Genomic DNA, 19,769 nt, shown 5'->3' with positions numbered 1-19,769 from the left:
GCCGTGACTCAGGACGCTCTCATATCGCCCTGTCATCATCAACCTGTGCGTTCAAGGAAACCTCGATGTCAGCCGGGTCAACACGTCCAACCATCATTGTGGGCGGCGGGTTTACGGGCCTGTTCACCGCCATGCACCTCTGCCGCCAGCACCATCCTCGGCCCATAGTGCTGATCGATAAAGGTGATCGCTTTGTCTTCAAACCGCTGCTCTACGAACTCCTCAGCGGCGAACTCACCGAGGCGCAGGTGTGGCCCCGTTACGATACCCTGCTCAACGGCGATGAGATTACCTTTATCCACGGCGCGGTACATCGCATCGACCTAGCCAGCCAAGCTGTGATTCTGGCCTCAGGTCATCGCTATTCCTACGGGCACCTGATCTTGGGACTGGGCAGCACCGTCCACGATCTCGGCATTCCGGGGGTGAACGACCACGTCTTCGCCTTTCGCACCGAAGAAGATGTGACCAAGCTGCGCCGCCACCTGCGCCAATGCCTTCAGCGGGCCAGCCAAACCCAGGATCTAGACCAGCGGCGAGCCTTGCTGACGGTGGCGATCATCGGGGCAGGGCCAGCGGGGGTAGAAATGGCGGCGACCCTGGGCGATCTCTTGCCCCAGTGGGCCAGTCAATTTACAGGTCTGGTCAACGAACTGAAGATTGTGATCGTCAACCGTAGCCCCAACATCCTCAAGGGTGACATCAACAGCGGCCTACGCAATACGGTGCAGCGGGCCTTGCAAAACCGATGGGTGCCGATTCAGTTCCTCACCGGAGCAGCTGTTCAGGTCGCCGCCGATCATCTGGTTTACCGAGATCCGGGCCAAGACCAAGGCCATACCCACACCCTACCCACCTACACGATTCTCTGGATGACAGGCAATCGGGTCAATCCCGTCATCGCCGACTTGCCGAATGTCCAAAAAGACCAGGCCGGACGGCTGCGAGTCTTACCCACCCTCCAACTTCCGGGCTATCCTAACGTGTTTGCTGGGGGCGACTGCACCGTGCTCGATGCGCCCCAGCCCGCCACGGCTCAGGTGGCCTACCAACAGGGAACCGCCATCGCCAGCAATCTCAAAGCCTTGGTTCACCACCAGTCGCCCCAGCCTGTCCAGGTTTCCCTGCGTGGCACCCTGATCAAGCTCGGCCAAGCCGAGGGAGCCGCCAACCTGTTTGATCGCATCGCCATCACCGGACGCAGCGGCCACCTGATTCGCCAGGGCACCTACCTCAGCCTACTGCCCAACCCCGTCCACAACCTGAGCGGTATCGTCAGTTGGCTCTCCGATGAACTATTTCAGCGCCACACCTTGCCCAGTAAGCCCCAACCGAGTCTGCGATCCCAGCTACCGGGTTGGGTCCTCGGCGGTGCCCTAGGACTCACCATTGCGGTGGGTGGTGTGCTGGTGTGGCGGGCCTTAGCTCCAGATCGGTTCAAGCACCTTTGGCCACCGACCAGTGTGCCCACGCAGATTGATCCAGAAGATCAACCACAGGGCACCTCGATGAGTCGAAAATTCAGGACATCGTAGCCCCCGAAAACAACACAGTGAGACAGAAATAGATCGGGGGCATCTCACATTAGCAAGTAACTCATATGTACTCATATGTATTAGAGTAATCCAATGAATAAAGCGTCCAGTCTTGGCCCTCATCCCCCAACCCCTTCTCCCTGAGGGAGAAGGGGAGCCAGATTCAGAACCCCTCTCCCTGAGGGAGAGGGGCAGGGGTGAGGGCCAAGAGCAATGGCAAAGGGATAGTTATTTTCATCAACCCGCTGGAACGGTTGCCCCAGCCCATCGAAATCTATCTCCCCGATCCCGTTCTCGTTCCCGCAGAATTGCCCACCTACGCCGCCCCCCCCGTTGTCCCTATCCACCGCCTATCGGCCTAGACCCGCTACTCTGGATCATTGCCTGGGGGGCGATAGCTAGAACTGCGGGGATCGCGCCATGCATTGCCCACTCCCCGCAAAACCCCTTTGCCAATGAGTCCAATGCCGCGCCCAATCACGTCGGTCAACACATAGACCACGCCGCTGCCCACAAAGGAAATGGCAGAGCGGAAGCGGGGGGCCACGGCATCGCGGGCTTCGATGGTGAGGGTGACGAGGCGTTGCAGCCCCGACAGGCTATCGAGTTCATCCCGGCGGGGGGCGTAGATCATCTGAGTTTGAATGCCTCGCTCTGTGAAGTGCCACAGGCGATACTGGCTTTCAAAAATCGCCTTGGGGTCGTTAATCAGGCCATCCCAACGGTAGCGCCAGGACAGATCGTTGCGGAAGCGCTCGATGTCGCGGCTGGACATGAGGCGGCGCTGGTAGAGGGTTTTCTTCAGCAGTTCCACATCGGCGAAACAATTCAGCAGGGGTTGAATGACGCCGTTGGCGACTTGAAGCAGCAGGTTTTCTAGCAAGCGCTGGCTATGGCCGAGGGCTTGGGGCGTGGTGGCCAGGTAGGGGATGCCGTCGATCATCAGGGCATCTTGAAACACCAGATGACCCAACAGATCCGGCACTAGGGGAATGTGGCTGAGGATCGACCGCTGCACCACCTCGGCCTCGGCCATCAGGGTCGGCACCACGGGCTGCTCCAGGTTGATGACTTGGAGCGTGTAGTAGCGGCCAAAGAAATCGGTGAGGGTAGCCGCCCACACATCCCGCAACAGGAGAGAGCTTTGCTCCGCCAGTTGTCCGGGGGGTAGGTTAGCTTGGCCCATGGCTTCCACGGCATCCTCAAACTTGCGCAGGGTGAGGTAAAGCAGTTCCCGCTTTTTGTCTTCTCGCAAAATATCCGTTTCTTGAGGAATTTTGCTGGTATTGTCCAAGCAGCCTTGAAAGGTGCGAAAAACCTGCTCAAAGACCAGGGTCGGCAGATCACCCCGCACCAGGTCGCTAGGGTTGGCAGGTTCGGATACGAGGGCACCGGAACGGCGGGGCGGGGGAGGGTCACCCGTGGCCTGGGAGGGACGGGAACGACCAGCGCCAGGTTGAGCGATCTCCCACCGTTCTCCGTTCCAGGTATCCCAGCGGTCGGCATTGGGGGTTCTGGCCTGGGGTGATGGATCCAAACGGGGGGTAGCCAGAAGTTGGGTCATCAGCCAGCGAGCGGCCCTCAGTTCTCGGTAGCGTCCGGCCATCACCGCCTCTGTCCATAGGTCAGGCCGCCCCCGCCGTTGATCGGCTTCGATAGCGGCCATCATGGCCTCAATTTGTTGAAGGGCCGAAATCCGCATCCCTCGCCGCAGAGCCGCCCATGGACGAGGTGATCCCGCATCCATGGGAGACCCCGTAGGGCTGGGATCCCGTTCAGCCCCGACGCATTCCACCATCCGAGGGGGCTGGCCGAAATCAGGCACAGTGGGGCTGGGTTTGATGGGGGAAAGGGAACCGGGCGATTGGGGAGAACGGCGTCTGGTGAGATGGGCAATCCAGTCGCTCAACTCCTGGACGGGCATACTGCGAAGGCCAAAGCCATCGGCCCCCAATTGCTGAGCGGCGGCGGCAAGCACAGGTTCGCCCTGGGCGCTGAGCACCAGCACCGGCAGGCTAGGGTAGCGGGTTTTGATGTCGCCACAGAGTTGTAGGCCGGGAATTTGTCCCGGAGATCCCATTCCTAGGCCCAGGTCGAGGATGACCAAATCGATGGCGAGATCGGGGTTGGGGTTGAGATCGGGGGCTAGGTTGGGGGGCTGATTGTCGTCGGTTTCTGACCAGGTCTGGCCCAAACGGCGGGCTAAAATGGCCAGGGCATCCCCCGGCTGGCTGGCCTCCGCCACCACCCGATATCCGGCGGTTTGCTCTAGCCAAATCCGCAGCCCCATCCGAAAGACGGGATCCTCGTCAACGAGCATGAGGCGCAGGGGGGAATCGATCATTCTGATTCGGAACTATCGGGGTTGGCTTCGGCAGGGGTGCGGCGGCCTTCAGCTTCCCAAATTGACCAAATGTAGGCTCGTTCGGATTGCCATCGGGCAATGGCGCTGCGGGCTTCGGGGTGAAGGGCACGGCCTGGGGCAATTTGGGAGGCCAGGTTGATGGCTGCTGTTAGGCTTCCGGCATAGGCCAAATTCTTGGCCCGATCTAGAATGGGCCGATCTTCAGCGACCTGAATCTCGGTGGTCCAGTCTTGGATGAGGGTTTGGGCACGATCATGGAGGGCGCGGTTAGTCTGGATTTTCCGGGCCTCTTGGATAGCCTCCTTCAGCTTACCCTGATTCGCCAGGGCCACCGCCGCATCTAGCATAGGCCGATCCTCAATCACCTGAATTTCGTCCTGCCAAGCGGCGATTAGGGTTTGGGCTTCGCCCCGCAGCGCTCGACCAAGTTCCACCTGACTAGCCTTATCCATCGCCAATCGCAGGGCCGGAATCGTTCCCGGCTGGGCCAGGGTACGGGCTTGGATGAGGGTGGGCCGATCCTCAATGCGTTGAATATTCGCTCGCCAGTTGGCAATGAGGGTTTGGCCTTGAATGCGACGGGGCCGATCCACCTCCACCTGAAGGGCTTGGGCCTCCGCCCATTGGTAGGTGACCTTGCGTCCCAGTTTGGCCACCATGGCGCTAAATTTGAGCCGCTGCAAGTCCTCAAGTTGGGCCTGCCAGGTGTCGAGGTTGGGCTGGCTGGTGGCGGCAAAGGCGCTATCAGCGGGAATTTGCTGCACGGCAGCGATGGCTTCCATGAGGTTGAGCACATGGCCGTAGTGGGGTTCAGCGCCGGGGGTATTGGCTCCGCTGTGGGCCACGAGGCGCTGGGCCTGGGCCAACCGCAGCAGATCCGCCGCCGCTGGGTCGAGATCGGGGCTGGGGGGCACCTGGCTAGCGAGGGCGAGGGCGGCGTCCTGGTTGCCGTTGTTCCATTCCGTTAGCCCTGCCGCGAGTAACTGCTGACCCCACTGGTCTACCTCCGTTTCGGCCTTGATCCACACCTGACTGCTGAGGTTAATCTCACGGGCCAGCGCAATGGCCGCTTGGAGATCCACCGGAGTGCTGGAGGCCGCCTTGGCCCGTGCCTGCAATAGTTGATCCCAGGCTTGCTGTTCGAGCTGGGTTTGGTGGTGCCAATGGTTATGTCTCGTGGTGTTCCAATAGCTGCCCTGAAGATCCTTAAAGGCATTGAGGTGCCCCTTAGCCTGTTCCCAGTCCTGGGCCGCGAGGGCCGCTTCGATCTGGGCTTCTAGGGCTTGGCCTTGTTCCCACGCCTGCCGCCATTCAAAAATCACCGCCTGGGCCGAAGACCGCAGGGGCGTATTCAGGGGAATGGTGCCCGCCAATTTAACGGCATCCTCTAGCCGCCCTGCCTGGGCCCAGCGGTTAGACAGCACCAGAATTTGCTCCGAGGCGTCCTTCAGGATCGCCTGGGCGTCCTCATAATTGGCGTCGGTGGCGGGCCAGTTGACGGTCAACAACACCGCCTGGGTGAGGTTGTTGGGTTCCCCCGTGCGAGCCTGAGCCTTGGCGCAGTACAGCATATCGCTGGAGGAATGGAAGGGGGTAATGTTGTCGCAGTCGGGCAGGGGGGGAATGCGGGTTAGCCACAGCAAGGCCCAGCCACAAAACAGCCCAGACCCCGCCAGCAACACCATCCATAGCGTGGGCCACAGCCAACCCAACGGACGCAACTGCACACCAGAGTCATTGTCCTGCTTGGGCCGTACCCGAACCGCTGATCGTACCCGCGTTGATGTAGACGCCATGGATTCAACCCACCCAAACCAAGAGAACACAGTGAGACGCCATTGCCGACGACCATCAGGGGCCACCCAGCAATGCCACATTTTAGAAGCAATCGCCAGAAGTGAACCGGATTTTTCGTCGCCTGATCCTCGGAGTTTTCGGGCCATCCTTCCGGGCCACCCACCGCCCCAGAACCATCGATCCGCCAGAACGACCGATCAATCTGACCCATCCTCCTCTAGAATTCTCCTAATATGGTCAACTCCTACGGTTCCTTCACCCTTATCTGCACGCAGCTCCATGTCTGATTCGGAACAACTGCCAGAAATCCTCAAGGTGATCGATATCCTCGACGGGCTGGAAGCGCTCATTGAAAGTGCGCCCAACGAAGATGTGGAAGACATCCTGGAAGAAGCCTGGCTCCACATCAGCGACACCTTCCCAGAGGATTTCAAAGCGGCCACCCAACACGATGCTGGGGCCGAAGGTCTGCGCCGCTACCTCAAGGTCAAAGCCTTCTTCGAGAACCCCTCCGAACGCTCCATCAGCGCCGCCGAGCTAGAAGAGTACTACCGCAGCTACACCGCTGCCGAAGAGGACGAAGAATCCACCGATTTCTTCTTCCCCGAAGAACCCTCCTAGCTGCCTGTTGCCCGTAGGGGTGAGGAATCCTCACCCGCTGATACCGGGGGCACACCAGCCGAATGTGGGATCAACCGTAGGAACACCGCGTACAGCCATCCTCCCATCCAGCCCCCTTTAGCCCTACACCAAGGCCAAGGCTTCCTTCAGCCGAGCCACGTCAAACCCACGCTGGCGCAAAATCGCCCAGGATTCCATCAAATCCGGGCCTTGCAGTGCCCCCATCAACGCCGCCCGCAGGGACTTCATCACCAAGCCTTTTTTGACGCCCTGGGCCTTGGTCACATCGTTAACCAGGGTCTTCAGGTCATCCAGGCTGGCGGGGTTTTGGCTCGTCAACCCGTCCAAAATACCCTGAATTACCGCTGCTACGCCCTCTAGTTGCAATTGGGTCTTAGCGTCATCGGCAAAGGGCAGAGTTTCGGTAAAGAAGAAGCGGCTTTGATCCACGGCATCGGTCAACCGCGTCAGACTGGGGCCAATCAGCGCCATCAGCAACAGCAGCCAGTCCCGATCCGTCGAACCATCCACCGTATATCCGGCTTCCTGGAAATAGGGCAACACCAACTCCAGCAGGGCGGCAGGCTGCATATCGTGCAGGTATTGGCTGTTCAGCCAGTCCAGTTTGTCCCAGTCGAACTTAGCCCCGGCTTTGTTGACCCGATCAAAGCTGAATAACTTGGCCGCATCTGCCAGGGTAAAGCGCTCGTTGGCATCGGGGGCCGACCAGCCCAGCAGAGTCATATAGTTGGCCAAAGCGGGGGCCACAAAGCCCATTTTTTGGAAGTCGGAAATGGACGTTACGCCATCCCGTTTGGAGAGCTTTTGCCCGGTTTGGTTCAAAATCAACGGCGTGTGGGCAAAGGCAGGCACCGCAGCGCCCAGGGCTTCGTAGAGCAGAATTTGCTTCGCCGTATTGGCAATGTGGTCTTCCCCTCGGATGACGTGGGTGATGGCCATGTCGATGTCATCCACCACCACCGCCAGGTTATACAAGGGCTGGCCGATGGTCGCTGCCGAAGCGGCCCGCGCCACTACCATATCGCCACCCAGGTCGCTGGCTTGCCAGGTGACGGGGCCACGCACTAGGTCGTTCCAGGTTATCGTGCGGCTGTCGTCAATTTTGAAGCGAATCACCGCCGGACGCCCTTCCGCCTCAAAGGCCGCCTGTTGTTCTGGGGTCAAATCCCGGTGGCGGTTGTCGTAGCGGGGGGCTTGTCCCTTGGCCTTTTGGGCCTCCCGCATGGCATCTAGTTCTTCGGGGGTGTCGTAGGCACGATAGGCTAAGCCCTTGTCGAGCAGGGTTTGAATCGTCTGTCCATAGAGATCCAACCGCTGAGACTGGAAAAATGGCCCCTCATCCCATTCCATGCCCAGCCAGCGCAGCCCCGCCAGAATATTTTCGGTAAATTCGGGCTTCGAGCGCTCCTCGTCGGTGTCTTCCACCCGCAGGATGAACTGCCCCCCCTCGTGGCGGGCAAACAGCCAGTTAAACACAGCGGTGCGGGCGGTACCAATGTGCAGATTCCCGGTGGGGCTGGGGGCAATGCGAACACGGACAGTCATGGGAATACCTGCACTCTCAACAAGGGACAAACCCTTATTTTAAGGGGCAACGCGGCGGTACATCCAAAGAGATTCCAGGGTTTACCGAGATTCCAGGACTCCGCAACACCTCGACAATCGCCCCGCCTTCCCACGATCCGCCTTCCCACGATAGAGCCCTGGAATTTACCCCGTGATTTTCCGTAATAAAGGGTGGACAGCCGATCCACTCGCCCTAGACATCCGTACCTTTGCCCATAGCTGATGACGGCTGCTTATCATTACAATAAGTGAAGATTATTTACAGGGCTCTTAATCATTGCCCCAGCGCAATCGTCATCCGGCAAAACGGATACGGCATTCCCAATCCGCCCGCCCCCGCCTTAGCCCAGATGGATTTGGAGGATGTCATGCAAACCCTACTCAACCGTAGCCTGATGTGGCTCTTTGCCGAAGTCATCCTCACCCTACTGAATTTGGACGACCTAGCCGACTACGGCGAATTTATTTTCCGCATCCAAGACAGCCTCACCCTGCAACGGGAACGCATCGAGTTTATCCTGCTCACCGAAAAAACAGGTCACTGCCAACCCTGCAAAGCATCCTATCCATTGCCCAAATCTAACCCAATTGCCTGACCTCACTCAAAAATGATCTGGCCCAGGGGCAACTGGATAAGGCGGCGGTGGTGCCAACGGAAGACTAAACACAAACGAAGGTCAAGATATTCGCAATCGGGGATGAATTGCCCCTAAAATAGCGCCATTCTGAACTCTGAGTCGTCGATGGCTAACCGTAGTGTTTCGTTTCCTGGGTCTTCTGCTGGGGCTTGGCGGCGGTCGATAGGGTCAATAGGGCCACGGCTGAGGGGTTGGCGGCGGTGGTTGGCCTTGGCGCTGAGTGTGGCCTGTTTGGTGCTGCTGGGGTCGGTGGCCTGGGGGCAGGAGAATTCCGCCTCTGGGGGCCTCAATCCAAGACCGATGCCCCTGTCGAACTACGAGCTGGCCCAGGCCCAGGCGTTTAACCGGGTGGAGAGTTACCCGATTACGCCCCTGCCCACATCGCCCCTGCTGCGGCCTAATGGAGATTGGCTGGGGCGGCTGATCCTGCCCAGCGAAGACGAGTATGCCGCCGATCCGGGGGATTGGGCCTGGTTTGAGGTGTGGCATGGGGCGGATCCGGCTTTGGTGGGGCAGGTGGTGAAGCTGACCTGGCGACCGGGGGAGGACAACAGCCGCTACATCCAAGCGGTGACGACGGATATCACCTTTACGGCCCAGGCCAATCAGTTTTGGGAAAACGGCAACATCGTCCCGATTCGGCTGAACGGGCGGCGGCAGGTGGGGCCGATGCAGTCCCTCGCCGGAGCACGGCCCAAGGATGATGTCACCGTGCGGCTGGTGGAGCCAGAACTGGGAATCGAAAATGATCAGGTGGTTTTGCGGACGACCCTAGAGCCTGTGCAGATCACCGGGCGCGAGTATGGCCTGGTGAAATTGCTGGAGCCGGATGTGTCGGTGAATGCGCCGCTGCCGACGGAATGCCCTGGCTCTGCCCCTTGCCCGACGGAATTTTTCCGGGTGCAGTTCTATGATGCCGCGACCCAGGATTTTACTGGCCCCATCGGCACGGTGCGGATTCCCCAGCAGCCCATGGCCCGGAGTGAGCGGTTTTTCTCCAATCTTCGTGACCTGGTGGACTCCCCTGCTGGGCGGGAGGGCTGGTATATCTACGGTTCCCGCGATGAGACCGGGATGTTTACGGTGCAGTCCCTCAAACCCAGGGCGCTGTTTCAACTTCAGCCCGATCAGGTGGTGATTGGGCGCGATCCGGGGCTGAAGTATATCAATCGGGGTAACTGGCGGGATACCCCTCAACGCAAGGGTACCCTTCAGCGGGTGTTGGTAAGCCCCAATGGTGGCAGTTCCGATGCGGCCCGTGCCCAGTGGCAGGAGGGGGACTATGCCCTGCTCGTTCATCTGTTTGGCGGTATTGGCGGCGAAAATAGCGAATTTGCTCCCCTGGGCACGGTCACAGGTCACTTTTCCTACGGCTTAACCCGTGTGACGCGAGAGCCGATCACCAACGAGCTTCAGTTTGCGGTGCAGTATCAGCAGGTCTATGCCCACAACGGCGGCGGCATTGTCTCCGGCACCCACGACTGGGCCGATTACACGGGCGATATGCAGCGGGGCTGGCTGGGGCTGCGTCCCCTGTCCGACATTGTGGTGAAGCTGGATTCCTTCATCACGCCCTTTCAGTTTGGCGATGTGACGGTGTCGCTGTTTCGGGAATTGCTGATTCAAACCCAGGTGATGATGGCCCGCTACCGCACCGGGGACGGCACCGGATTTTCCGGGGTGACGCCTGCCACCTCCTGCGTTCAGGATTCTAACCAGGCGTTGTTTATCGCCATGCAGGAGATTCGGCGACAGATTGAGCAAAACCCGCAGATTGTGGAGTGGGTGCGACAAAATCCCGACAGCCCCGAAGCCCGCCGTGCCCTAGAATTCGTGGCCTTGGGGGAAGACCTGGAAGCCCTGCTCACCCCCTACGGTGTGATTCGGCCCGACTGGCAAAGCAACGCCGACACCCTGGCCGGGATTGATGCGACAGGGGCGTTCTCCAACAATCGCGGCCTATTCAGCGGTGCCCTGAGTTGGCAGTCGATGATGCCGCGCTGGGGGCACGATGCGGTGGCTCGGGTTTTCCTGCGCCACGGGGGCCAGCTTTGGTTTTTGCGAACCAACATGGCGGGCGGCGATGATCCCCGCATTGAACCGATTCCCCCCACAGGGCTGATGGGCGGCATTCCCGTCGTGGGTACGGTAGCCCAGCGGTTGGCCGATGCCTTTGTCACCTGGCCCCAGCCTGCGACGATTTTGCTCAGTCTATTAGGACTTGGACTATACGGAGCGGTGGCCCTGCCCTTTGGCCTTCGCACGGGGTTCCTGGTGGGCAAAAACGCCATGCAGTCGCCCATCGATACCCTCTTATCCGGGGTAAAGCTCTGGTTTGTGCCCTGCCTGGTGGAGGAACTGATCTTCCGGGTGGCGCTGCTGCCCCATCCCATGGAGGGGGTGCCGGGGTGGCGCTGGCTGCTGTGGACGGTGCTGAGCGTGATCCTGTTTGTGCTGTATCACTACGGGCTAAGCAAAACCCTCTACCGAGGAGCCAAGGAAACCCTACAAGACCGTCGTTTCCTCACCCTGGTGGGCTGGCTGGGGTTGCTGCTGGCGGCACTGTATTGGATCACAGGCTCCCTGTGGCTGGTGGTGTGGGTGCATTGGGCCGTGGTGGTGGTGTGGATCTTCAGCCTCGGCGGCTATGACCGAATGCCCAGACTGAACCACCGTGCCCCCAAGTCTGACCCTGCCTTACCCTCTGCCGAGGTGTTGCCATGATGCCCAACCCCCCTGAGAACGACGACCTGGATCACAATCTGGAACAGGACAATGTGGGACTGGATAAGCTCGAACCGGACAATCTGGAAGAAGATGGTCTAGACGAGAGCGCTCTGGACGAGGATGTCCTGGACGGGATCCCCCTGGGCGAAGACGATCTGAAGGATGATCTCGAAAAGGACGATCTCGAAAAACGGGCCTGCCTCTATGCCCTTGCCGCCGTGGCGAATCTGGACGGCACCCCGACCCCGCTGGAGTTGGACGCGTTCCTCAAGGCGCTGACCACCTTCCAACCCTGGCCCCCAGACCTCACCCCAGAAGGGTTACTAAACCAGCGGCCAAACTTGGCGGAGCATCTACCCCACGTCACCACGCCAGGGCGACAGCAGCAACTCTACCAAGCCGCCTTTGGCATTCTGCGCTCCAAGGGCATCACCCGCCAGGAATCCGCCGCCTTGGCCCAACTTCGATCCACCTTTGGGATCGAGCCCGCCCTCGCCAGACGATTGGAACGTCGGCCCCTGCAAGCCCTCCCCCCCGACACCGTCAACTCCACCCTGACAGGCATGGTGGCGATGATCTACCGCGAAGGCCAAGTCCGTCGCATGATTATTGACTACTGCATGGCCACTGCCATTGTGGGGCTGGTTCCCATCCGAGGCGGGGGCAGTTTGGAAATCAAATTCCTCGTCGTGCTAGGGCTGATTTTGAAAATGATTTGGGACATCCGCAGCCTGTGGGGCAAACCCCAAGGCCAGGATGCCCTTGCGGTGCTGGGCAACTTCTTCGGCTTTGTGTGGGCGGTGATGGCCGGATTTTTGGCCTGGGGCACGGTGATTGCCCTGGGAGTGATCCTGCCCTACGCCGGAGCCTTTGCCGTTGCTGCCGGGTTTACCACCGCCACCTGGATCGCCGGACAATCCACCAACCAGTTCTATACCAGCCCCCAACGGCCCGACCTAGTGGCCCTGCGCCGCGCCTTTCCCACCCTGCTTCCCCCCGCCGACTCTTCCCCCTCCCCCTAGCCCATGGCTGACGGCATTGGTTGGTGGCCCATTGGTTGCCGCTGATTTGGGTCGGTGAGGAGATCCTGCCCCTATGGCTTATCGGCCTGGGAGTCGGAGGCTTCAAAACGGATATGGTAGGCGTTATTGAGGATCCTCTGGATCAACCTGTCCCATGAAAACACGGCCTAGCGCTGACACGTCAGGGCGCGGCACTCTGGGTTTCTAGGTCGATACCCAGCACTTGGGTATAGGCTCCCCTCGCCTGGGTGACGCCGATGGTGCGCTGGGAGGCTTCAATCATGGGGCGACGCAGACTGACGACGATGAATTGGGCCTGCTCTGCCTGGTGCTTAATCATGCGGGATAGCCGTTCCACGTTGGCCCCATCCAGGAACATATCCACCTCGTCGAAGGCGTAGAAGGGCGAGGGACGGTAGCGCTGGAGGGCAAAGATGAAGCTCAAGGCCGTCAGGGATTTTTCGCCCCCAGACATGGAGGCCAGCCGTCGTACGGGTTTGCCCTTGGGGTGAGCGACCAGGTTCAGGCCGCCGTTGAAGGGATCTTCGGGATCCTCCAGTTGCAGGTGGCCGTCACCGTCGGAGAGTTCGGCAAAGATGGTCTGGAAGTTTTTGTCCACGGCATCGTAGGCCTCCTGGAAGGCTTTGCGTCGTAGGGTGGTGAAAGTCTCGACCCGCAGCAGCAGTTCCGTGCGTTCCTCTTCCAGGGTAGAGAGTTTTTCGCTCAGGTCGTTGAGGCGTTCTTCGGTGCGGTTGTATTCCTCCAGGGCCAGCATGTTAACGGGCTCCAGGGCTTCCATGCGCCGTTGCAGGGATCGCAGTTCCTTGTGCAGTTCCTCCAGGTCGGTGTCGGGGGGAATTTCCGGCAGCGGATCGGGCAACTCCTGGGCCTGTTGTTTGCACAGGAGTTGGGCCTCGGTGAGTTGTTGCCGCCGCTCCTGCTGGGTTTCGAGCAGCTTTTGCCGCTGCCATTCCTGCTGCTGCTTCTGAGTGCGTTGTTCCCGCAGACGGGTTTCGAGGTGATCCCGATTGGCCTTTTCGGCAGCGAGGGTTTGATCCAGCACCGCCATGGCCTGCCGCAGTTGGGTAATTTCCTGGTTTAGCCCACCCTGCTGCTGTTTGATTTGGGCCAGCGCTTGCTCCCGTTCCCCCTGCTGTTGGCGGATAGTAACAACGGTCTGCTGGGCCTGTTGGATGATGGCCTCTAGCTGTTGGCGCTGGTTTTGGCGGGTTTGCACCTGCCGTTCCGCCTGTTGCAGGGCGGCTTGGCGTTCCGCCAGTTGTTGCTCTAGCTGGCGCACGGCGGCCTGGGCAGTTTGCCATTCACTGTGGGTTTGGGATTGCTCCAGTTCCGCCAGTTCCGCCCGTTTTTGGGCAATTTCGCCTTCCTGTGTCGGCAATACCCTAGCGATTTCCTGAAGACGGGTTTCGGCGGCGGCAAACTCCTGCTGGGCTTGCTGAAGCTGGGTTTGAATTTGGCTGCGACGTTGGGCAAGCTGCTGTTGCTGGGTCTGCTGCTGTTCCCCCTGAAGCTGCATTTCTCGGTACTGCTGCCGCTGAGCAATCAGGCTTTGGGTCAGGCTTTGCAGGGTGGTGGAGGCGGTTTGCAGGTTGCGTTCGCACCGTTCTAGCAACACGTCAATGTCGCTAAGCCGCTGCCGGAGGGCCTGGGCTTCCTCAGATTCGGCGGGTTCCACGGTGCCAAAGTGCAAACTACCGGAGCGCTGGTTGAGACTACCCCCGGTCATCGCGCCGCTGGTTTCCAGCACTTCGCCGTCCAGGGTAACGATGCGGAAATCGCCCAAATGCTGCCGCGCCATCTCCAGCTTGTCAAACACCACGGTGCTGCCGAAGGTGTAGGCAAAAATGTCGCGGTAGCGGGGTTCGCAGTCGATTAGGTTAACGGCATAGTTCAAGAAGCCATCGGGGCGCTTCCAGTCAGGCACTTGGGAGAACTGGGGCGCACGAATTTTATTCAGCGGCAAGAACGTCACCCGTCCGGCCCGCCGCTGCTTCAGGAATTCAATCCCTTGAGCCGCGACCTTGTCGTTGGCGACGACTAAGTAACCCAGCCGCGCCCCCGCCGCCACCTCTAGGGCGACCTGGTAGCGGGGCTCCACCTTACCCAGTTGGGCGACTAAGCCCTCGATGCCCTTGATGCCGCTGTCCAGCAGTAGCTTGGTGGCCTGGGTGCCCTGGCTTTCTTGCATGGCCTGGGTTTGGGCTTCTAGCTTGTCGAGCTGGCGCTGTTTGTCCCGCTGCTCTTTAAGCAGGCGGGTTTGGGTTTCCCGCTGCACGGCGAGTTCCGCTTCGGCGGCGGAAATTTTCTCGGCGGTGGCCTGAATTTCGGCCTTGGCCCGCTCTAGCTGCTGGCTGAGGTCGGGGGCACTTCCACCACCAAGGACATCCTCCGCCTGGAGGGCGGTCAGTTGCCCCTGCTGCACCTGAATTTGTTGCTCTAGCTGGTGCCGCCGTTCTTGCAGTCGAATTTGTTCCGCCCGCTGGGGTTCCATCGCCCCTTGCAGGGTTTCGATGGCATGGCGCAGTTCCGTTTGCTGCTGCACCCAGGCTTGGGAGGCGGACGCAATATCATTCGTTGCCTGTCGCCGTTCTTCTAGGGTTTGCTGCACCTGATCCCGCGATTGGGTCAGGGCGATAATTTCCCGCGTAGACTGCTCCTCAATCTCCCGCTGAAGCTGGGCCAGGGTGCGCTGGTGCTGTTGCAGGGCAATTTCGGTGTCCCGGAGCTGCGCCGCCGCCTGGTTCGCCGCCTGACGAGTCTCCTGTTCCTGGCGCTGGAGTTGCCGCAGTTCCGCCTCGTGCGTGGCCACCTTGGCTTGCAGGGCCAGGTGTTCGTCTTCCCCCATGGCGCGAATGCGGGCGTTGAGGGTCGCCAATTCCGCCTCTAGGGCCACCACGGCCTGATTCGCCTGGGTGATGGCCTGGGCCAATTGCGTGGCCTCGGTTTCTCCCTTGGCGATGGCCTGTTGCAATTGATCGATCTGCCTCTGCTGTTGCCGCCACACCAGCACCGCTTCCCACTGGCTCTTGTCCTGGAAGGTGGCCTTTAATTTTTGGTATTTCTCGGCTTTCTGGCGATCCTGGGCTAGGCGCTCTAGCTGGGCTTGCAGTTCCCGCTCCACAATGCGAAAGCGGTCTTCGTGTTCGCGCACCGCATCCAGCTTGCCCCTGGCCTGGTCAATTTTGCGGTCAAAGGAAGCCACCCCGGCCAGTTCGTCAATAATTTGCCGCCGCTCCCGCGAGTTCATGGAAATAATGCCCGTTACGTCCCCCTGGAGCACCACGTTGTAGCCTTCGGGGTAGATGTGGAAGCGCTGCAACTGCTCGTGGAGGTCGTTGAGGGTGCAGGGTTCGCCGTTGATGTAGTAATTAGACGTGTAGGTGCCCTGGCTGGTGACGCGCAGCCGTCGGGTCACGCTCCACTCGTGATTGATGGCCAGGGGCACCAGCCTTGAATCTGCCTTGGCTCCGTTGCCGTTCTGACCGTTGCCATTCTGACCGTTGCCGTTGGTTCCGTTGGCCTCTGGATTGCCCCCATTACCATTTTCCCCAGCCTCGCTGGCGGCGCGGTGGGCTTCCTCCATTAAATCTGCCGCGTCTTTTAAAAAGAATTCTGGCGGCACATCGCTTAGATCAAAGGTAACGGTAACGCTGGCTTCCGAGGTGGTGCGACGACTCATCTGGCTTTGGTTCACCAGATCCGGCAGACGATCCGCCCGCATTCCCTTAGAACTGGCCAGCCCCAGGCCAAACAGCAGCGCATCCAAAATATTCGATTTGCCAGACCCATTTGGCCCAGAGATGACCGTAAACCCAGGCAATAGGGGAACCTGGGTTGTGCCACCAAAGGACTTGAAGTGGGACAACTCGACGCGCTTAATGTGCATTCGCTAGGGGTGCCTCGGACATAAGACACGTGTACTAAAAGTTAGCACGCTTTTGGCTAAAACGGGGACAGTGGCCCATAACATACCCTGTCCTGGCCTATTGCCGCCTAAGTTTAGTGTAAATATTGTCATTTGTGATGGATTGCGACGGATTTTAACCCTTGATTTGCCCATCCATGGTGGCCATTTGCTTTCATCCCATGAACACCAGTATCGTGACTCCAGGGACGTGCTGAGTCCGCTGCTATTGTGGGGGTTATCGTGTCAGAATCTAGGTCGCCATCCCTCTCTCAGCCCGTAATTTTAGGGCTTGATCCAGGGCGGCAAAAGTGTGGCTTGGCCATTGTGGGGGTGGATCGCATCCTGCGCTATCAGGAGGTGGTTACGGTGGACGCGGTGCTGTCTACGGTGGAACGGTTGCGGCTACGGTTTCCAATTTCTACCATTGTGCTGGGCGATCAAACCGGGTCTAAGCAATGGAAAGAAACTCTGGCCCAGATGGCGGATCCGCCGCGAATTATGCTTGTAGATGAGCGCTATACCTCGTTAGAAGCACGGGATCGATACTGGCAAATGTATCCCCCCGCTGGCTTAGCCAAACTGCTGCCCCAGTCCTTCCGCACCATTCCCCGCCCCATTGATGACATCGTGGCGATTCTCTTGATTGAACGCTACCTCAATCGGTTGACGGAGAACCTGGCCTAGTGCAGTGTCAAGACTAAGAATTAGGGCTTCGACAGGCTCAGCCCGAACGTGCCGTTTACGGTCGTCCTGAGCCTGTCGAAGGGTTTGATCTGATGAACGTGGGTATGGCGTACTAGCTGACGAGGCCCGACCGCAGGGCACGAACGGCGGCTTTAGTGCGGTCGTCCACGCCCAATTTATTGAGAATGCTGCGGACGTGGGTTTTGACGGTGCCTACGGTGATGTAGGATCGCTCAGCAATTTCGGCATTGCTGCATCCGGCTACGATGAGTTCCAAAATTTCTAGCTCTCGCTCGGTGAGGGGGTAAGTTTCGAGGATTTGCTCAAATTCTGGGGCCACGGCATCAATGCTGACTGTCCGGCTACTCGCCGCAACTGGGCTAGCGGTTTCGCGCACCTGTCGCAGCACCACATGGGCTATTGCTGGGTCAATCCAGGCGTTGCCGTCGCAGGTTTCGCGCACCGCCACAATTAGGTCATCCAGTTCCGTTTGCTTCATGCAGTAGGAGTCGGCCCCGGCGGCAAAGGCGGCCATCACAGCGCACTCACTGTCATGCATAGTCAGCATCAACACCTTAGGCTGATCTAACCCCTGGCTAGCCTGGAATTGCCGCAGGGTTTCCACCACCTCAATGCCGTCCATGTCGGGCAGGCCAATATCCACAATGGCAATGTCGGCGGGCTGGGTTTTCAGCAGGTCTAGCCCCTCTTTTCCCGTAGCGGCTTCACCCACTATTTCTATATCCTCCTCCTGGCCTAGGCCCGTCTTCAGACCCATGCGGGTAAGGTTATGGTCTTCAACCAAAATAATCCGAATCATAGCGCTGGGTTGAATCGTAGGTCGTGGGCGATGGGTAATCAATGGTCGATTGCTGATAGGTTGTTGATAGGTTGCTGATCGTTTCATGGGGCAAGGTAGGATGGCCACGACCTGCTATTCAGCCCCCAGAAAACCTAGTTTTCTAGGAATGACCCTAATTATCAATAGGCTGAAACGAAACCACTGTCTTGTACCTTCAGACAGAGATTTGACGCTAGGGATCGTTGGGTACCATGGTTGATGATACGCCTTGGTTGGCCCTAGTGGTGGGCAACAGTCGCCTCCATTGGGGATCCTTTGCCGGAGCGCAATGGCTGGGGGGATGGCATACGCCCCATCTCACCTCGGCCCAAGGCCACGCCCTCATGACCCAAGGCTTTACCCCGCAGACCTGGACCTCCCTAGCCGCTGCAAGGCCTGAGTTGGATGAGCCGGAATTGCCACCAATGATGGCCGATTTCCCAGAACTATGGCTGGCCTCGGTGGTGCAGGCCCAGGGCGATGTTTGGCGCACCTATGCCCAAAGTCGCGTAGTGAGAGCGGATCAGGTGCCCTTGGGCCATGGCTATCCAACCCTGGGGGTAGACCGGGCCTTGGCACTCGTTGGGGCGGGGGAAACCTACGGCTGGCCTGTGCTGGTGGTGGATGGCGGTACCGCGCTTACCCTAACAGCGGGGGCCGAGCAGCGGCTGGTGGGTGGGGCCATTCTGCCGGGGGTGCGTTCCCAGTTTCGCGCCCTCCACGACTACACCGATGGCTTGCCCCTATTGTCCTACGACCTGGCCCATCTGCCACCCCGCTGGGCCACCAGCACCGCCGAGGCCATGACTAGCGGCATTTTATATAGTCAACTCGCTGGATTACGCGACTTTATTACTGATTGGTGGCAGGGCTATGGCCAGGGCCAGCGGGCAGGGCGGGTGGTGTTTACGGGGGGCGATGGGCCTGCCTTGGCATCGGCACTCACGCGACAAAATCCGGCCTGGGCAACATCGATCCGGGTAGACCCAGACCTCATGTTTTGGGGACTGCGGGTTTGTCGCCAAAGGCAGACTCAGCAATAAGCCTGTGCATAGAGTAATGGACGCCTTCATGTAGCCCACCACTTTGGCGAACGATAGAGGCTTACGTTGACGCTAGCCGACATTCCGCAGGTTGACAAATAATTTTGGATGTGCATGATTTTCACGCTGCCCGAAAGCATTGGGAAATGGCGATCACAGTTTTCGGAACCTGTTGCCTGAATGATTGCGAATTGTTAAGTCGCTGCTTTGGATCGATAATTACTCCATTTCTGAAACCCTTTGACAGCAAGGTTTTCAGCTCTTAGCTCAGGCAATGCACAAGAAAAAATAAACATCAACCTGCGGAATGTCGGTTGAACTCTCACCGATAACTCCTGTACCGTCCGCACCAACGCAGTGTTAGTCTAAGCGAATCTGCAAGAGAAGGAGTTGAATTATTGGCCTGATTTAATTCATTGAAGTCTACTTATTAAATCACCACGTCTAAATGTCGCAGATAATTGCTGTAAGGAAATCTCTTGCTCTCCATAAAGATCCTGAAGTGCCTGTTGAATATCTTGTACTGAGGCATTGAAATAAGCTTCACCGTTTTGGTCAATAAGCTGTTAGTCATCTAGACTGCGTATAATACATTAAAATTATGGAATAAGTCATGGGAGTCATGAACTATCTAACGTCAGAGGAAAAGCAAGAGCTTCAGAAGCAGTTGAAGTTCCATGAACACCCTGACATTCGAGAGCGCATTCTAATACGGCTACTGCGCAATGACGGCAGGACTCAGCAAGAGATCGCAGACTTAATCGGATGCTCCTTGCGGAAGGTGGCCTACTGGAGCACCCATGGAGATCCGAGCAAGTTAGATAGTTTGATCGATGACCGAATGAAAGGCAACTATCATAAGGCAACGGATGAGTATATTGACTTACTGATAGAAGTCATTGATAAAGAGCCTCAAGATTACGGTTATGCGTTTGGGACATGGACCGCCGAGAGATTGGCATCTCATCTTGAGAAAGAGAC

At 58.8% G+C, this 19,769-nt stretch carries 13 protein-coding genes and 1 pseudogene; 9 read left to right on the top strand and 5 right to left on the bottom strand.

All coding sequences use genetic code 11. The features are described 5' to 3' along the window. The first annotated feature begins 65 nt into the window (after positions 1–65). Both H6G62_RS07325 and H6G62_RS07320 read left to right on the top strand, forming a co-directional pair. Positions 66–1,535, top strand: a complete 1,470-nt coding sequence (locus H6G62_RS07325; protein WP_190493565.1) for an NAD(P)/FAD-dependent oxidoreductase — start codon at positions 66–68, stop codon at positions 1,533–1,535. 197 nt (positions 1,536–1,732) lie between these two features. Further along, positions 1,733–1,897 (top strand): hypothetical protein, encoded by a 165-nt coding sequence (locus H6G62_RS07320; protein ID WP_190493563.1) that lies wholly within the window; start codon positions 1,733–1,735, stop codon positions 1,895–1,897. Positions 1,898–1,902: 5 nt separating this feature from the next. Here H6G62_RS07320 and H6G62_RS07315 read toward each other — a convergent pair whose 3' ends face one another. Together H6G62_RS07315 and H6G62_RS07310 are read right to left on the bottom strand one after the other, a co-directional pair. After that, complete coding sequence (locus H6G62_RS07315; protein WP_190493561.1) at positions 1,903–3,879, bottom strand: DUF3685 domain-containing protein; 1,977 nt, start codon at positions 3,877–3,879, stop codon at positions 1,903–1,905. Further along, positions 3,876–5,696, bottom strand: a complete 1,821-nt coding sequence (locus H6G62_RS07310) for a hypothetical protein (RefSeq protein ID WP_190493559.1) — start codon at positions 5,694–5,696, stop codon at positions 3,876–3,878. Before H6G62_RS07310 ends, H6G62_RS07315 begins: the two co-directional genes overlap by 4 nt. 280 nt (positions 5,697–5,976) lie before the next feature. Here H6G62_RS07310 and H6G62_RS07305 point away from each other — a divergent pair, with 280 nt between their 5' ends. Next, positions 5,977–6,318: a hypothetical protein gene (locus H6G62_RS07305; RefSeq protein ID WP_190493558.1), complete on the top strand. Its 342-nt coding sequence runs from the start codon at positions 5,977–5,979 to the stop codon at positions 6,316–6,318. A 123-nt stretch (positions 6,319–6,441) separates the two neighbouring features. Here the strand turns inward: H6G62_RS07305 and gltX are convergent, their stop codons facing one another. Then, complete coding sequence (gene gltX, locus H6G62_RS07300) at positions 6,442–7,884, bottom strand: glutamate--tRNA ligase (protein ID WP_190493556.1); 1,443 nt, start codon at positions 7,882–7,884, stop codon at positions 6,442–6,444. 389 nt (positions 7,885–8,273) lie between these two features. Between gltX and H6G62_RS07295 the strand changes: the two genes are divergently transcribed. The 3 genes from H6G62_RS07295 (at position 8,274) to H6G62_RS07285 (ending at position 12,292) form a co-directional block, all read left to right on the top strand. Further along, positions 8,274–8,501 carry a hypothetical protein gene (locus tag H6G62_RS07295; protein ID WP_190493554.1) on the top strand — a complete coding sequence of 76 codons (228 nt, stop codon included), beginning with the start codon at positions 8,274–8,276 and terminating at the stop codon, positions 8,499–8,501. A 147-nt stretch (positions 8,502–8,648) separates the two neighbouring features. Beyond that, on the top strand, positions 8,649–11,267 hold the full coding sequence (locus H6G62_RS07290; protein WP_190493552.1) for a CPBP family glutamic-type intramembrane protease: 2,619 nt from the start codon (positions 8,649–8,651) through the stop codon (positions 11,265–11,267). Next, positions 11,264–12,292 (top strand): hypothetical protein, encoded by a 1,029-nt coding sequence (locus H6G62_RS07285; RefSeq protein WP_190493550.1) that lies wholly within the window; start codon positions 11,264–11,266, stop codon positions 12,290–12,292. The genes H6G62_RS07290 and H6G62_RS07285 overlap by 4 nt, the downstream gene beginning before the upstream one ends. 181 nt (positions 12,293–12,473) lie before the next feature. On the opposite strand, the gene smc is transcribed toward H6G62_RS07285, so the two are convergent. Beyond that, positions 12,474–16,199: a chromosome segregation protein SMC gene (gene smc / locus H6G62_RS07280; protein ID WP_190493548.1), complete on the bottom strand. Its 3,726-nt coding sequence runs from the start codon at positions 16,197–16,199 to the stop codon at positions 12,474–12,476. A gap of 261 nt (positions 16,200–16,460) precedes the next feature. Here smc and H6G62_RS07275 point away from each other — a divergent pair, with 261 nt between their 5' ends. Then, positions 16,461–16,904, top strand: coding sequence for a resolvase (locus H6G62_RS07275; RefSeq protein ID WP_347239305.1), 444 nt, complete (start codon positions 16,461–16,463; stop codon positions 16,902–16,904). A gap of 112 nt (positions 16,905–17,016) precedes the next feature. Here H6G62_RS07275 and H6G62_RS07270 read toward each other — a convergent pair whose 3' ends face one another. Continuing rightward, positions 17,017–17,724, bottom strand: coding sequence for a response regulator transcription factor (locus tag H6G62_RS07270; protein WP_199324811.1), 708 nt, complete (start codon positions 17,722–17,724; stop codon positions 17,017–17,019). Positions 17,725–17,957: 233 nt separating this feature from the next. On the opposite strand from H6G62_RS07270, the gene H6G62_RS07265 reads away from it, so the two are divergent. Both H6G62_RS07265 and H6G62_RS27495 read left to right on the top strand, forming a co-directional pair. Beyond that, positions 17,958–18,788, top strand: a complete 831-nt coding sequence (locus tag H6G62_RS07265; RefSeq protein WP_190493544.1) for a pantothenate kinase — start codon at positions 17,958–17,960, stop codon at positions 18,786–18,788. 622 nt (positions 18,789–19,410) lie between these two features. Next, positions 19,411–19,769, top strand: a pseudogene (locus H6G62_RS27495) (helix-turn-helix domain-containing protein); the annotation flags it as partial.

Origin of the sequence: Phormidium sp. FACHB-1136 (genome assembly GCF_014697375.1) — a bacterium.
Lineage (GTDB): Bacteria > Cyanobacteriota > Cyanobacteriia > Phormidesmidales > Phormidesmidaceae > Nodosilinea.
Note: the sequence above shows the minus strand (reverse complement) of the source record. Positions and strands in the feature narration are given on the sequence as shown.

What these genes read in the sequence shown, in the direction of transcription:
- H6G62_RS07310 (WP_190493559.1), bottom strand. Translation starts at nt 5,696, where the DNA reads ATGGCGTCTACATCAACGCGGGTACGATCAGCGGTTCGGGTACGGCCC.
- H6G62_RS07270 (WP_199324811.1), bottom strand. Translation starts at nt 17,724, where the DNA reads ATGATTCGGATTATTTTGGTTGAAGACCATAACCTTACCCGCATGGGT.
- H6G62_RS07305 (WP_190493558.1), top strand. Translation starts at nt 5,977, where the DNA reads ATGTCTGATTCGGAACAACTGCCAGAAATCCTCAAGGTGATCGATATC.
- smc (WP_190493548.1), bottom strand. Translation starts at nt 16,199, where the DNA reads ATGCACATTAAGCGCGTCGAGTTGTCCCACTTCAAGTCCTTTGGTGGC.
- H6G62_RS07290 (WP_190493552.1), top strand. Translation starts at nt 8,649, where the DNA reads ATGGCTAACCGTAGTGTTTCGTTTCCTGGGTCTTCTGCTGGGGCTTGG.
- H6G62_RS07315 (WP_190493561.1), bottom strand. Translation starts at nt 3,879, where the DNA reads ATGATCGATTCCCCCCTGCGCCTCATGCTCGTTGACGAGGATCCCGTC.
- H6G62_RS07285 (WP_190493550.1), top strand. Translation starts at nt 11,264, where the DNA reads ATGATGCCCAACCCCCCTGAGAACGACGACCTGGATCACAATCTGGAA.
- H6G62_RS07265 (WP_190493544.1), top strand. Translation starts at nt 17,958, where the DNA reads ATGGTTGATGATACGCCTTGGTTGGCCCTAGTGGTGGGCAACAGTCGC.
- H6G62_RS07295 (WP_190493554.1), top strand. Translation starts at nt 8,274, where the DNA reads ATGCAAACCCTACTCAACCGTAGCCTGATGTGGCTCTTTGCCGAAGTC.
- gltX (WP_190493556.1), bottom strand. Translation starts at nt 7,884, where the DNA reads ATGACTGTCCGTGTTCGCATTGCCCCCAGCCCCACCGGGAATCTGCAC.
- H6G62_RS07325 (WP_190493565.1), top strand. Translation starts at nt 66, where the DNA reads ATGTCAGCCGGGTCAACACGTCCAACCATCATTGTGGGCGGCGGGTTT.